Origin of the sequence: Streptomyces sp. NPDC002773 (assembly GCF_040295605.1) — a bacterium.
Taxonomy (GTDB): Bacteria; Actinomycetota; Actinomycetes; order Streptomycetales; family Streptomycetaceae; genus Streptomyces.
Window position 1 is genome coordinate 1 of sequence record NZ_JBEOVO010000024.1, and the last position, 14,042, is coordinate 14,042.

At 69.5% G+C, this 14,042-nt stretch carries 14 protein-coding genes; 10 read left to right on the forward strand and 4 right to left on the reverse strand.

All coding sequences use genetic code 11. The annotated features are described in order from the left end of the window. Positions 1-146: 146 nt before the first annotated feature. Entirely contained in the window at positions 147-815 is a 669-nt protein-coding gene (locus ABT034_RS25230) for a sporulation protein (RefSeq protein ID WP_351219095.1), read from the reverse strand. 45 nt (positions 816-860) lie between these two features. After that, positions 861-2,537 (reverse strand): FG-GAP repeat domain-containing protein, encoded by a 1,677-nt coding sequence (locus ABT034_RS25235; protein WP_351218926.1) that lies wholly within the window; start codon positions 2,535-2,537, stop codon positions 861-863. Positions 2,538-2,734: 197 nt separating this feature from the next. Here ABT034_RS25235 and ABT034_RS25240 point away from each other — a divergent pair, with 197 nt between their 5' ends. Together ABT034_RS25240 and ABT034_RS25245 are read left to right on the forward strand one after the other, a co-directional pair. Next, positions 2,735-2,920 carry a hypothetical protein gene (locus tag ABT034_RS25240; RefSeq protein ID WP_351218928.1) on the forward strand — a complete coding sequence of 62 codons (186 nt, stop codon included), beginning with the start codon at positions 2,735-2,737 and terminating at the stop codon, positions 2,918-2,920. A gap of 78 nt (positions 2,921-2,998) precedes the next feature. After that, positions 2,999-4,402 (forward strand): VanZ family protein, encoded by a 1,404-nt coding sequence (locus tag ABT034_RS25245; RefSeq protein WP_351218930.1) that lies wholly within the window; start codon positions 2,999-3,001, stop codon positions 4,400-4,402. A 664-nt stretch (positions 4,403-5,066) separates the two neighbouring features. Here the strand turns inward: ABT034_RS25245 and ABT034_RS25250 are convergent. Next, the gene (locus tag ABT034_RS25250; protein ID WP_351218932.1) at positions 5,067-5,678 is read right to left on the reverse strand and encodes an SMI1/KNR4 family protein; all 612 of its coding nucleotides are present in this window, start codon (positions 5,676-5,678) and stop codon (positions 5,067-5,069) included. 95 nt (positions 5,679-5,773) lie between these two features. On the opposite strand from ABT034_RS25250, the gene ABT034_RS25255 reads away from it, so the two are divergent. The 8 genes from ABT034_RS25255 (at position 5,774) to ABT034_RS25290 (ending at position 12,941) form a co-directional block, all read left to right on the forward strand. After that, positions 5,774-6,570 (forward strand): IS5 family transposase gene (locus tag ABT034_RS25255; protein WP_351219096.1). Its coding sequence is split into 2 segments (ribosomal slippage): positions 5,774-6,119 and positions 6,119-6,570, totalling 798 coding nucleotides; the frame shifts between segments, so codons are not numbered across the junction. A 388-nt stretch (positions 6,571-6,958) separates the two neighbouring features. Next, positions 6,959-7,510 carry a hypothetical protein gene (locus ABT034_RS25260; RefSeq protein ID WP_351218934.1) on the forward strand — a complete coding sequence of 184 codons (552 nt, stop codon included), beginning with the start codon at positions 6,959-6,961 and terminating at the stop codon, positions 7,508-7,510. Between the two features lie 136 nt (positions 7,511-7,646). Next, on the forward strand, positions 7,647-7,799 hold the full coding sequence (locus ABT034_RS25265) for a hypothetical protein (protein WP_502973050.1): 153 nt from the start codon (positions 7,647-7,649) through the stop codon (positions 7,797-7,799). A gap of 470 nt (positions 7,800-8,269) precedes the next feature. Further along, on the forward strand, positions 8,270-8,416 hold the full coding sequence (locus tag ABT034_RS25270) for a hypothetical protein (RefSeq protein ID WP_351218936.1): 147 nt from the start codon (positions 8,270-8,272) through the stop codon (positions 8,414-8,416). Positions 8,417-8,652: 236 nt separating this feature from the next. Continuing rightward, complete coding sequence (locus tag ABT034_RS25275) at positions 8,653-10,254, forward strand: AMP-binding protein (RefSeq protein ID WP_351218938.1); 1,602 nt, start codon at positions 8,653-8,655, stop codon at positions 10,252-10,254. Continuing rightward, positions 10,251-10,973: an enoyl-CoA hydratase family protein gene (locus ABT034_RS25280; protein ID WP_351218940.1), complete on the forward strand. Its 723-nt coding sequence runs from the start codon at positions 10,251-10,253 to the stop codon at positions 10,971-10,973. Before ABT034_RS25275 ends, ABT034_RS25280 begins: the two co-directional genes overlap by 4 nt. Then, positions 10,961-11,557, forward strand: coding sequence for a TetR/AcrR family transcriptional regulator (locus ABT034_RS25285; protein ID WP_351218942.1), 597 nt, complete (start codon positions 10,961-10,963; stop codon positions 11,555-11,557). The genes ABT034_RS25280 and ABT034_RS25285 overlap by 13 nt, the downstream gene beginning before the upstream one ends. A gap of 268 nt (positions 11,558-11,825) precedes the next feature. After that, entirely contained in the window at positions 11,826-12,941 is a 1,116-nt protein-coding gene (locus ABT034_RS25290) for an isopenicillin N synthase family dioxygenase (RefSeq protein WP_351218944.1), read from the forward strand. Here ABT034_RS25290 and ABT034_RS25295 read toward each other — a convergent pair. Beyond that, complete coding sequence (locus tag ABT034_RS25295; protein WP_351218946.1) at positions 12,920-14,020, reverse strand: citrate synthase 2; 1,101 nt, start codon at positions 14,018-14,020, stop codon at positions 12,920-12,922. The two genes, ABT034_RS25290 and ABT034_RS25295, sit on opposite strands and share 22 nt — an antisense overlap. Positions 14,021-14,042 lie beyond the last annotated feature (22 nt).

A 14,042-nucleotide genomic window follows, 5' to 3' on the forward strand; every position in this document is an offset into this window, starting at 1 on the left:
CGTGGGGGGGGGCCGCCGGGCCACCCCCCACCCCCCCCCCCCGGGCCGGCGCGGGGGCGCGGGGGGCCCCCCCCCGCCGGGGGGGGGGGGGGGCCCCCCCCCGGGGGGGGGGGGCGGGCCCCCCGCGGCGGTGAGGGACGGCGGCCTCAGTCCTCGTCGTCGTCGGCGGGGTGGTTGCTGCCCAGGTGGACGACCTCGTTGATCCAGCGGCGGGCCTGCTCGCCGAAGTCCACCCGGCCGACCTCGTGGTGGGCGGCGGTGAAGCGGCGGGCCGGGGGCTTCTCCCTCCAGTACCGCTCGTCCAGGGCGGCCTCGCGGAGGAAGATCTCGCAGCCGACGGCGTTGGTGTGGAAGTGCAGCTCCAGCTTCCGGGGGCGCTCCTGGTCGCTCAACTGGTCGACGAGCAGGAGGCCCTGCCGGCGGTAGACGTGGTACTCGGTGCGGGGGATGTTCCCCGTGTGGATCCGGGAGGTCTCCAGGGCGTAGCCCTCGGCGGCGAAGGCGTCGAGGACGGCCTCGTGCAGGGGCAGTGCGGTGATGTGCACGAGGTCGTCGTCGGTCTGGGCCTTGATCCCCTCGGCGTCGACCTCGGTGTGCAGACCCAGGTGGACCCCGAGCTTCTGCCCCTTCACCTCGGTCAGCGGGGTCTCCCACTTCAGGCGGTGGCGGATCGGGAGCCGCTTCTCCTCGCCCTTCTCCAGGGTGAAGTAGCCGCTCACGCTCGGGTAGTCGAAGGTGTCACCGCTGTGGCCGTCGCCATCGCCCTTGTGCGCGACGGGGGCGTCGGTGACGAGCTTCAGGTAGATCGACTTCAGTTCGACACGGCGCTCGGGCGCGCGCGGCTATGGTCCGGGCCCGCGTCAGCTGACGTGTTCGTACTTCCAGCCCGACGCGATCTTGACGCGGGCGGTGAACGTGGCGGTGCCGCGGAGGCCGGTGGCCGTGTAGCGGTACACGTCGCCGCCCGGTGTGACGGCGACCAGGTCGGAGCGGCCGTCGCCGTTCATGTCACCGGGCGAGGCCAGGTGCGCGTACGCGTCCCAGCCCTTGCCGATCAGGACGCGCGCCGCGAACGGCGCGGTGGCCGAGCCGGTGCCCGGGTGTACGTACAGGTTGACGCCGTCCCGGGAGACCAGGTCGGGGCGGCCGTCGCCGGTGACGTCGCCGGTGCCGACGAGGGTGTCCAGCTGCCAGCCCGTGGCGACCTTCACGGCCGGTCCGACGCGCGGGTAGTACTGGTGCTTGAGACCGGAGTGGAGGAACAGGTTGCCCCACACATTCAGGCCGAGGACGTCGGCCTCGCCGTCGTTGGTGACGTCACCGACCGACACCGTCTCGGCGTAGTACTGGTAGAAGGCCGCGCTGTTGGAGACCTCGCCGGTGCGGTCGCTCATCAGACCGGGGTTGTACGAGGTCAGAACGGTGGCCTGGTCGGTGTCGTCGAGCGCGTGGGTGTTGGTCATCCGCCAGTGCGAGCTGTTCGTCCCGGCCTCGCCGTACTGCCTGGCCGCGGCGAGCCCGCCGTTCGCCATCGCCCGGTACGTGAAGGCGGTGCCCGCCGCGTTCACGGTGAAGAGGTTGTGCTTGCCGGAGGCGGGGACGCCGCCCTGGCCGAGGAAGTACGAGAGGTCCTGGCCGCCTCCCCCGTGGTACGTCCGCGCCGCGAACTTCCCGCCGCCGATGGAGAGGTACTTGTAGAACGCGCCGGCGTGCGTGCGGGCCAGCAGGTCGGCCCTGCCGTCGCCGTTCAGGTCGTCGGAGCCGACGATCTGGTTGTACGCGTTCCAGCCGCCGCCCACCTTGACGCGGGCCTTGAACGGTGTGGAGGCGGAGCCGGTGCCCTTGTAGAAGTAGAGGTCGCCCGTCGGCGTCTTGGCGACGAGGTCGGCCATCGCGTCGCCGTCGAGGTCGTTGGTGCCGACGAGCTGGTCGTAACCCTGCCACCCGCCGCCGACCGACACGCGTGTCCTGAACGGGCCCGTGTAGTCCACGCTTCCCTTGCCGGGATACAGGTAGAGCGCGCCCGACGGGGTACGGGCCAGCATGTCCTGGAGGCCGTCCTTGGTCAGGTCCCCGGGAGCGATGAGCTTGTTGTAGACCTGCCAGCCCTGCCCCTGCCAGACGGTCGCGATGTCGGTGGCGGTGGGGCTCACGGTGGCGTGCAGCTGGAGCGTGCCGTCGGAGCGGAGGCTCAGCAGGTCCGGGGCGTCGGTGCCGTACAGGTTGTCCGTCGGCAGGATTTCCACGCTGACGGCGCCGTTGTGGTCGTCGGCGCCGATCGTGAACGGTACGCCGGCCCCTGTCTTCGACAGGACGATCGTCAGCTTGCCGGTGGCGGCCGACCGGTAGATCCGGTCGCTCCGGCCGTCTCCGTCCCGGTCGAACCGGGGCTTCGCGGCGGCGGTGGCTCCGGCCGGGGCCGCGACGGCGGCGGCGACCGGGCCGGCGGACACCAGGCCCACGGCGAGCGCGAAGGCCGTGCAGGCCGCGAGGCGGTGGCCTCGGTGCCGGTGGTCCGTGTGGTGCGTGCGGTGCAAAGTCCCTCCTGGGACGTGGCAGTGGAACGGCGGCCGGGAGCGTCGGGCAGGGGGGTCCCGGGATCGTCCGGATCGTAAGGCCCGCGGGGAGCGGAAAAGAAGATCGGCCGCGTACAACCTCCCACGGCAAGCGCGACCTGTACCCCGACCCGTACACCGGGATCTCGACCACGTACTACAAGTCCGGTGGCTCGGCCGTGAGCGTCCGCCTCGGCTACAGCATGAACGGCTCCACGACGTACTCGTCCTACTTCACCATCAGCTCCGGACAGACGGTGACGAAGTCCTGGCAGAAGTTCGGTACCGACTGGCTGTGCTACAACAGCGTCGGCATCCTCAACTACAGCGGTGGCAACTTCCAGACGCCCGCTGCTCACTGCTGAACCAGCACGCTGGGCCCCGCCTCCTGAAGGCGGGGCCCAGCGGCGTCGTGTTGTCCTGACTCTGGCAAGGAACCGCCCGTGTTTACCGCGATTTTCCAAGACCGCTACGGCTACCTAGCCGTCTGTGTGGTCGTCGCCCTCATCATCGGGGGTGCGGCCTGGCTACTCGCCCGCCGTATCGGCAGCCCCTACGGCCTATGGTTTGCCGGTCTTGCCGCCACGGCCACGGTTGTGCTGGGTGTCACGTTCATGGGCAGCGGCCCGGCTGGTGGCCAATGTGTCATCAACCATGACGCCGTTGAGCCGTTTCGGACCACTCAGGGCCTGTGGAATCTGATCATGACGGTGCCGCTGGGCTTCTTCGCGCTGATGGCAGTGAGGCGCCCGCTGCCCGTCCTTGTCGGTGTTGTCGCCTTCCCCCTGGCCATAGAGTTCACTCAGGCCGAAGTGGATGGCCTCGGACGAGTATGCGACAGTGCCGATGCGCAGATGAACATTCTCGGCGGTCTTATTGGGCTTGCTGTCGCCGCACTGGTACTCGTAAAGCGCGGCTCGATCGTGTGGCAGGGTGCGGCCAAGGCATCTCTGATCGCAGCCGCGGTAATTCTGTTGCTGGGGGCTGGTGTAGCGCGACCTTTGGTGGCCTTTACCCACGTGGACGGCACAGGACTGTCGGATGCGAACTCAGTTCAGCGACAAGCCGTGGAACAGGCTGTTCGGGAGGCGTTCGGCAACCGCTATGAGTTGGGACGCGTGTACGACCAACCTTGCGTCGGAGCGCCCTGCAGGAACGTTGTCTTCACGCTCCTGAGCCGCGACAAAGCCCACCCGGAGGCCTTCGGTAACGGCACCCTGTCGTGGCCGGACAAGAACCGTCTCAACATGTTGCTGGAAGACAGCGACCGCCCCAGCGTGATGGGTTACCCCGTCGTCGGAGCCAAGACGCCGGCCAGCGACAAGGACGCATTCCAGGTCGCACGGATATACATGGAAAAGCACTACCCATGGGGAGCGGACGCCGTCGCTCACAAGACCTACCCCATTGGCGAGAAGGCCGAACTTGGTTGGATAACAAGTTGGCGGTGGGTCGACAAGGGCGTCCTCATGCCCAGTATGTTGGACGTGCAGGTTAATAGGACCGGACGCGTTTCACAGGTAAATGTGACACTCGGTCCCAAACGTCTGAACCTTGAGCCGGCAAAGCTGAATGCCAATCAGGCCGAGTCGCTGGTGCGGGACGCGATGACCAACCAGTTCGCCGATCGGGGTGGGATTCCGAATGATCTCCAGCTCAAGGCGTTCACCCTCAAGGCCGTGGAGAGAGATGGCGCGTGGCGGCCCATGTGGCTCGTGAGCATCTCAACAGGACCGGTAGGCCCAGAACTTGAGGCGGATCCCACCGGAATGTCCGACCTCTGGCGCGTGGATGCCGTGAGCGGACAGGTGTACAACAGTGCCGACGAGCCCATCAAGACCAGGTGACGTGACCCCACGAGCGGCAAGTCCCTGATCCGCTTGATGCAAAGGCAGATCCTCCTCATCGCAGCCGCTGAAAAACCGATCGCTGAAAAATTGCAAGGAGCCGTGATGATTGCACCAATTCGACGCCTGTCCATGGGGGCAGCGGCCCTCGCACTGGCCGCCGCCGCAGCACTCACGGGGTCCAGTCCGGCAGGGGCCGTAGACACCGCCCCCGCCAGCACCCAGGCTCAGTCAGTGCGTGCTGCAGCCCTGTAAAAGGGTGAGCACAAGCTGAGCAGCGGCGAGATCGCCCTGCTTGGATCCGGGAAGGAACTGACGTACGTCCAGGATGCGGCTACCGGCGAACTCATCTCGGTGACGGAATCTTCCAGCGTCATCTCTCCCGCGATCACCCAGGACAACGTGTGCAGCCCCGGCGACGGCTGTTTCGTGAGCGGTCAGACCCCGTACGCGCACCAGGGCTTCTCCGGGACTCCCGGCAAGAGGACAGGTAGCTGGCCGTACCGGTCGTCCTACAAGAGCGGTAACTACACCATCCAGGCTTGCTGGGCCTCTGCGTGCAGCCCGTACAAGTTCCCGCCGGGCGGCACTATCGTCCTCACCAGCATGGTTACGGGGACCTCGTCCCAGATCTTCTAAGAAGTCGTCTCACTTGGTGCGGACCTCACATGCCGCGCTCTGGGCCGTATGTCTGGCGGGTGCGTTCTCCCGGTCCTGTGGGCAGGTACTCCAGCTGGACGGGGCCGGGGTAGAAGGTCGCGCTGTCCCAGCCGGCCATCTCCTCGCCGATCAGATAGCGATACAGCCACTCGGCGAAGGTCATGGGGTGGCCGGCCCATTCTCCCTCTGACCCCTGAACGACCACGCCGTCAGGAAATCCGTGGACTTCTGGGGGGAGGAAGATGGCGGCTCCCTGGTCCGTGCCGGCGAGTGGGATGAGGCCGTCGGGGGTGCCGAAGGCGATCTGCGGGCGGTTGCAGATCACACGGGGGTCCTCGTCGGGAGCCAGGTCGTAGAACTCCCACCGGCTCTCCGCCCAGACTCTCGACGTCGACCGGATCTTCTTGCCCAGCTCCCTTCCTGCGCAAGCCGGATGAGCCGAGAGGTAGAGGTGGCCGTTGAGTTGGACGGGCGCGTAGGCGTCGACGATTGCCTTGTAGTCCGTGGGGAGTTCTCTGCCGAGCTCCTGCTCCAGGCGAAGCCACGCGGCAGGGTCGGCATATCGGTTCTCCGCCGGGCCGAGCATGTCGAAGATGGCTTGCAGGTAGTCGGTCATGGTTCCTCAAGGATGCTGTCGGGCAACGTCTCGGACAGCATCGACCACATCTCATGACTCCGGTCAGCCGGGTCCCTCGTTGTGGTGGCATGGAGATGATGCAGCGGCTGGTGCCGGACAAGTTGTGGGAACTCTTCCTGCGAGTGCTGCCTGAGGCACCGGTCCGTCCCCAAGGAGGTGGACGTCGCAGAGCTGACGACCGTGGTGTTCTGGCCGCGATCCTGTTCGTCGCCACCTCCGGCTGCACGTGGCGGCAGCTTCCACCAGTCTTCGGGGCTTCCTGGCAGACGGTCCATCGCCGGTTCTCTCAGTGGACCGAAGCCCGTGTCTGGGCGAAGCTTCACCGGGTGATCCTCGACGAGCTCGGTTCCGACGGCATCCTCGACTGGTCTCGATGCGCCATCGACTCAGTCAGTCTCCGGGCTCTCAAAGGGGGGCCCTAACGGGACCGAATCCGACCGATCGAGGCAAGATGGGATCCAAGATCCACCTGCTGACCGATCGCAACGGACTGCCTCTCTCAGTCGGCATCTCCGGGGCGAACACCCATGACAGCCAAGGACTCAAGCCCCTGATCCAGGGCATTCCGCCGATTCGCTCGCGTCGTGGACCATGCCGACGCCGTCCTGCGAAGCTTCACGGAGACAAGGGCTACGACTATCCCCACCTTCGACGATGGCTACGAGACCGGAACATCACGCCTCGTATCGCACGCAAGGGCATCGAGTCATCGGAGCGACTCGGCCGGCACCGCTGGGTGGTTGAGCGGACCGTGGCCTGGATGAACGGCTTCCGTCGCCTACATCGCCGCTATGAACGTATGTCAGATCACTTTCTTGGCTTCGTCGGCATCGCCGCAGCACTCATCTGCTACCGCCGAATCACCAACTAAGACGTCCTCTAAGGGGCCCTCAATACCTGAGGCGCCATCATCAGCGCGACCTCCACTGTGGGGCGGGCTCGGTCAGAGGAAACTTCCATCTGAACGAACCCGCCCCACAGTCGGATGGGCCCGGACCTCGCTGCCGGCGGGGGAACGTACTCGTGCGGCACCACCGCCCCGAACGTCGGCAGCATCCGCTGCTCCCGCTGGAACAACTATGTCCCCATCAGCGCCATCCTGAACACCTGGGGCGTCTCGCTCGAAACCGGGTGACCTCACGCACCCAGAGCTGAGCCTGCGTCATCGGAGCGCACCGCCGCCCGCGCGACGGTGCGGTCCGCGTCCCACCGGAAAAGTAGTGCCTGGACTGACGACATCACCGAAGGAGTCGGATGCGATGCCCGAGAACCGCGATCGACACGCCGAGGCAGCCCACGACACGTGGGGGGCGGGACAGAGGCGAAGCCCCGTACTCCGTGGCATCACTGCCTTCGCGGGTTCCCTGCTCCTCGCTGCCGTGATCACCGCGTGCGGAGGAACCGGCACGGAGGGCAAGAAGGCGGAAGACCCCGCACCGGTGAAGGCAGCGAGCGCAGACTCGCCGGTCGCCGCGAACGAGAAGTCCGCCGCAAAGATCATCACGCGCGGTGCGAGTGACAAGTTCCCCGGCCTCTACGCCCACCTCTCAGGGACTCTCGTCGTCACGGACGACAACTGCATCGCAGTGGCCACCGTCAAGAGCGACAAGCCGACAGCCATTGCCTGGGGTCACGGCTGGTCGGTCCGCGAGGCGAACGGCAAGGCCGCCGTGTACGACACCGACGGCAAACTCTTCGCCCGGGAAGGCGACAAGGTCGGGCTGGGCGGAGGAGACTCCGACCGGTTCGACGGCAAGCCGTGTGCCACCGGCACGGTCTTCGAAGCCAACGACGCTCAAGCTGCCTCGTAGGGGGCGAGAAGTCTCACCGAGATCTCCCAGTGCCGAACCAGGCGAGGCGAGCAGTACCTTGCTCGCTGATCGCTTCAGGATGAGTTGAGCTACGGGCGCCTCACGCCCGACGGTCTCGGTCGGCAGAGTGTCCGTCGTGCGTGCTGATCTTGTTCCTGACGACCTGTGGGAGCGGGTGGCCCCGCTGCTGCCGCCCGCCCCCGAACGCCACCGTCGCCACCCCGGGCGGCTGCGTGTCTCCGACCGAGTGGCACTCGCTGGCGTCGTGCTGCGAACCGGTGCCGCGTAGCGGGATGTCCCCTCGGAGACCGCCGGCTGCTCCGGGGTGACAGCCTGGCGCCTGCTCGCTGGCCTGCAGCCTGATATGCCTCCGCCGCCTGCGAACCTCATTCTGAAACGATCGGTCGTTCCACCCTGACGAGAGACGTCTCAACTGTCTTCGTTTCGGGGGCAGATACGTCTGGGCCGGGATGTCAAGGTGGAGCCATTCCGGAGCACGCCCCACAAGGAGGGAGCAGCCGATGAGCACGTCGCCGACTGCGCCGCGCACGCGCCGCAGATCCGCCCCGTGAGCACCGTCGGAGCGGCGGCTCCACCCCCCACCCCAGTAGCTCAGTCAGGTAGAGCCCAACGGCGGAGCACCAACGGCTTCCCGTCGCACGCCGTTGGAGGCCCCGGATCGACTCCGGGCATGGGGGCTCGGCCTCCGGTTTCGGGGATGGCCGTTCCGAGCACCACCCAACCGAAGGAGCAACCACCATGTCGGGTAAGCAGGGCGGCGGTTCGGGCAGCGGCTCCGGCGGCAGTCAGCAGGACGACGGCAGCAGCGGCCGGGGGCACGGCGGCGGCGGCTCGGAGACGAGCGGCGGCAACTCCTCCGACGGCTCCGGCCCCGCGAAGAAGTAAGAGGCGTAGGTGAACACACGAGTAGAGGAGGTGGGCCCCGAGGGGCTCGCCTCCGCGCTCGTCGCATCGGGCGCTCTGCCGGGGGCGGAGTGGCTCCGGTAACTGCCTCGAACACGACGAAACCATGCAGGCGTGCTTGATTGTTTTGGTGGAGTACTGCCAGGGTCTCCCCAAGCCGTACCGGCACGCGCGATCCTGGCGACCACCTTTCACCGCTCAGGCTCAGGGGGCAACGCATGGTGTTCCGCAGTGAGTACGAGAACGTGTCCGCCGTCTCCCTCCCCATCTACGACGTGGTGCTCGGGCGCGCCGCCGAGCGCGGCGACACGCCCGCGCTGATCGACGGGACCGGGGAGTTCACCCTCACGTACGGACAGGTCGACGCCTTCCACCGGCGGGTGGCCGCCGGGCTCGCGGAGGCCGGGGTGCGGAAGGGGGACGTCCTCGCGCTGCACAGCCCCAACACCGTGCTGTTCCCCGTCGCCTTCTACGCCGCCACGCGCGCGGGTGCGTCCGTCACGACCGTGCACCCGCTCGCCACGCCCGAGGAGTTCGCCAAGCAGCTCCGGGACTCCGCCGCGCGCTGGATCGTGACGGTGTCGCCGCTGCTCGCCTCCGCCCGCGCGGCGGCCGAACTCGCGGGCGGCATCGAGGAGATCTTCGTCTGCGACCAGGCGCCGGAGGGGCCCGAGGGTGACGGTCCCCACGGCGGGCGCATACGGTCGTTGCAGGCCTTCCTCGGCTCCACCGGGCCCGTGCCCGAGACCGGCGTCGACCCCGACCGGGACATCGCCGCCCTCCCGTACTCCTCCGGCACCACGGGCGTCCCCAAGGGCGTGATGCTGACGCACACCTCCATCGCCACCAACCTGGCCCAGCTGGAGCCGCTCATCCCGATGGGGCCGGGTGACCGGATTCTCGCGATCCTCCCGTTCTTTCACATCTACGGGCTCACGGCTCTCATGAACGCGCCCCTCCGCCAGGGCGCCACCGTCGTCGTCCTTCCCCGCTTCGAGCTCGACACCTTCCTCGGCGCCATCCAGAAGCACCGCATCAACGGCCTGTACGTGGCCCCGCCGATCGTGCTCGCGCTCGCCAAGCACCCGGCCGTCGCCGACTACGACCTGTCCTCCCTGACGTACATCGTCAGCGCCGCCGCCCCGCTCGACGCCGCCCTCGCCGAGGCCTGTTCGGCGCGGCTCGGGCTGCCGCCGGTCCTCCAGGCGTACGGCATGACGGAGCTGTCCCCGGGCACCCACGTCGTCCCGCTCGCCGCCGAGAACCCCCCGCCCGGCACCGTCGGCAAACTGCTGCCCTCCACCGAGATGCGCATCCTGTCCCTCGACGACCCGTCGAAGGACGCCGCCCCCGGCGAGGACGGCGAGGTCGCCATCCGCGGTCCGCAGGTCATGAAGGGGTACCTGGGCCGTCCCGACGCCACCGCCGCCATGATCGACGCCGACGGCTGGGTGCACACCGGCGACATCGGGCGGGTCGACGCCGACGGCTGGCTGTTCGTCGTCGACCGCGTCAAGGAACTCATCAAGTACAAGGGGTTCCAGGTCGCCCCCGCCGAACTCGAAGCGCTCCTCCTCACCCACGAGGGCGTGGCCGACGCCGCCGTCATCGGCGTCACCGACGCGGACGGCACCGAGATACCCAAGGCCTTCGTCGTACGCCAGCCGGCCGCGCCCGGCCTCACCGCCGAGGACGTCATGGCGTACGTCGCCGCCCGGGTCGCCCCGTACAAGAAGATCCGCGCCGTCGAGTTCATCGACGGCGTCCCGCGGGCAGCGTCCGGGAAGATCCTCCGAAGGGAACTGAGGGACCGCACATGACCCTGGTCGCCATCACCGAGGAGCGGGGCGTCACCACGCTCGCCCTGGACTCCCCGGCCACCCGCAACGCGCTCTCCGCGCCGCTCGTCGCCGAACTCGCCGACGCCCTCACCGCCTGCGGCAAGGACCCCTTGGTCCGGGCCGTGGTCCTCACCCACACCGGCGGCACGTTCAGCGCGGGCGCCGACCTGAAGGCGCCACCGAGCCCATACGCCTTCGTCGACCTGCTCCGGCAGGTCGTCGAGCTGCCGAAGCCGGTCGTCGGGCACGTGACAGGACACGTACGGGCCGGTGGCCTCGGCCTGCTCGGCGCCTGCGACATCGTCGTGGCGGGGGAGGCGGCGGACTTCGCCCTCACCGAGGTACGGATCGGGGTCGCGCCCGCCGTCATCTCCCTCACCCTCCTTCCGAGGCTGGAACCGCGCGCGGCGGCCCGGCACTATCTGACGGGCGAGCGGTTCGGCGTCCCCGAGGCGGTCGCCATGGGCCTGGTCACGGCCCCCGACGCCGAACTCGACGGCATCGTCGACGCGCTGCGCGCCGCGTCCCCGCAGGGCCTGCGGGAGGCGAAGCGCCTGGTCACCGCTAAAGTCCTGGAGACCTTCGAACGGGACGCGGAGGACCTCGTGCAGAGGTCGGCCACGCTCTTCGCCTCCGCCGAGGCGCGCGAGGGGATGACGGCCTTCCTCGAACGACGGGACCCCGCATGGCGGCTGTGACCGCACCCAAGCCGGACCGGAACCCGAAGCAGGACCGGAGCCGCGCCACCCGGCAGCGGCTCCTGGAGGCGGCCGTGGCCTGCCTGGCCGAGCACGGCTGGGCGGGTTCCACGGTCACCGTCGTCGCGGAACGGGCCGGCGTCTCCCGGGGCGCCGCCCAGCACCACTTCCCGACCCGCGAGGACCTGTTCACGGCGGCGGTCGAGTACGTCGCCGAGGAACGCTCCCAGGCGCTGCGGGCCCTGCCGTCCCGCGACCGCCACGAGGCCGTCGCCGCCCTCGTCGACCTGTACACCGGGCCCCTCTTCCGGGCCGCGCTCCACCTGTGGGTGGCCGCCGCCAACGAGGACCAGCTCCGCGACCGGGTCGCCGACCTGGAGGCCCGCGTCGGCCGCGAGTCCCACCGCGTCGCCGTCGAGGTTCTGGGCGCCGACGAGTCACGCCCCGGCGTCCGCGAGACCGTCCAGGGCCTCCTGGACATGGCCCGCGGCCTCGGCCTCGCCACCCTCCTGTCGGACGACCGCGCCCGCCGGGAGCGGGTGGTGGCGCAGTGGGCGCGGCTCCTCGACGAGGCGCTGGCCTAGGGGCTTGCACCGGCCCGGCATGTGACCCGGGCCACAGTAGTTCCGCGTCCGCCGCAGTACGCTGGTCGCATGCCTACGCTCGTACGCCGTCGCCACGTGGACTTCGTCCGCGTCACGAGCATGAGCTGTCGCCGCTCCGCCTGACCCTCCCGGGCCCCACCACAGCCCCCCAGGGTCCCTCGTCAGAGCCCAAGCCGACCGGCACCCGTGGCCCCCGCCCCACCCCTGGCGGCCGCCCCGGGCACCCGTAGACCCCGCGGACGCATCCATGGCAAGCACCACCAGCTTCAGGACCGGCACCACGACCCGTACCGGCGCCGACACCACGACCCGTACCGGCGCCGACACCGGCTCCTACCCCTCGCAGCTCCCCATCGTCGACCTCTCCGCCGCCGACCGGGGCCCCCAGGCGCGCCGGCTGCTGCACGCGCAGCTCCACTCGGCCGCCCATGACGTCGGGTTCTTCCAGCTCGTCGGGCACGGTGTGACCGAGGCCGAGACCCGGGCCCTCACCTCCGCGATGCGCGCCTTCTTCGCGCTGCCGGAGGCCGACCGGCTCGCCCTCGACAACATCAACTCGCCGCACTTCCGCGGCTACACCCGCACCGGCGACGAGCGCACGGCCGGCGCGCGCGACTGGCGCGACCAGCTCGACATCGGCGCCGAGCACCCCGCGCACACCCCCGCGCCCTGGGAAGCCCCGTACTGGTGGCTCGAAGGCCCCAACCAGTGGCCGACCGCGCTGCCCGAGCTGCGGACGGCCGCCCTGCACTGGATCGAGCGGCTCAGCGGTGTCGCCGAGCGGCTGCTGCACGAGCTGCTCGCCTCGATCGGCGCGCCCGCGGACTTCTACGACGGCATCTTCGGCCCGCGCGCCCACCCGCAGCTCAAGCTGGTGCGGTACCCGGGCAGCAGCGGCGAGGGCGACGACCAGGGCGTCGGCGCGCACAAGGACTACGGCTTCCTCACGCTGCTGCTCCAGGACCAGGTGGGCGGGCTCCAGGTGCAGCGGGAGGACGGGAGGTTCCACGACGTGCCGCCGCTGCCGGGCGCGTTCGTCGTGAACCTGGGCGAGCTCCTTGAGGTGGCCACGAACGGCTACCTGCTGGCGACGAACCACCGGGTGGTGTCCCCGCCCGGGGCGACGGAACGGTTCTCCGTGCCCTTCTTCTACAACCCGCGGCTCGACGCCCGGATCGCGCCGCTGGAGTTCCCGTACGCGGCGACGGCGCCCGGCGTCACGCACGACCCGGCGAACCCGCTGTTCGCCGAGTACGGTTTCAACGCCTTGAAGGGGAAGCTCCGCGCGCATCCGCTCGTGGCGGCACGCCATCACGCGGAGCTCCTCCTCCACCCGGAGGCTCAGCCGGCGATGTCGGCGTAACCCTCGATGTCGCGCGGGTCCCGCTTGCCGGGGCCCGTGTAGCGGGCGGACGGGCGGACGAGCCGTCCGGTGCGCTTCTGTTCCAGGATGTGCGCCGACCAGCCGGCCGTACGGGCGCAGCTGAACATCGACGTGAACATGTGCGCGGGGACCTCGGCGAAGTCGAGGACGATGGCCGCCCAGAACTCCACGTTCGTCGCCAGGATCCGGTCGGGGCGCCGGCTGTGCAGCTCCTCGAGGGCGGCCTTCTCCAGGGCGGCGGCGACCTCGTAACGGGGGGCGTCCAGCTCCTTGGCCGTGCGGCGCAGCACGCGCGCGCGGGGGTCCTCGGCGCGGTAGACGCGGTGGCCGAAGCCCATGAGGCGCTCGCCCTTGTCGAGGGCCTGCTTGACGTACGCGGTGGCGTCGCCGGTCCGCTCGATCTCCTCGATCATGCCGAGGACGCGGGAGGGCGCGCCGCCGTGCAGCGGGCCCGACATGGCGCCGACGGCGCCGGAGAGGGAGGCGGCCACGTCGGCGCCGGTGGAGGCGATCACGCGCGCGGTGAACGTGGACGCGTTCATGCCGTGCTCGGCGGCGGAGGTCCAGTAGGCGTCGACGGCCTTGACGTGCTTCGGGTCGGGCTCGCCGCGCCAGCGGATCATGAAGCGCTCGACGACGGACTCGGCCTTGTCGATCTCGCTCTGCGGGACCATGGGCTGGCCCTGGCCGCGGGCGGACTGGGCGACGTACGAGAGGGCCATCACGGCGGCGCGGGCGAGGTCGTCGCGGGCCTGCTCGACGGAGATGTCGAGGAGCGGTTTGAGGCCCCACACGGGCGCGAGCATGGCGAGCGCGGACTGGACGTCGACGCGGATGTCGCCGGAGTGCACCGGGATGGGGAACGGCTCGGCGGCGGGCAGGCCGGGGTTGAAGGCGCCGTCGACGAGCAGGCCCCAGACGTTGCCGAACGAGACGTGACCGACGAGGTCCTCGATGTCGACGCCGCGGTAGCGGAGGGCGCCGCCTTCCTTGTCGGGTTCGGCGATCTCCGTCTCGAACGCGACGACTCCCTCGAGCCCGGGTACGAAGTCGGACATCAGGCGGCTCCTCTATCGATGA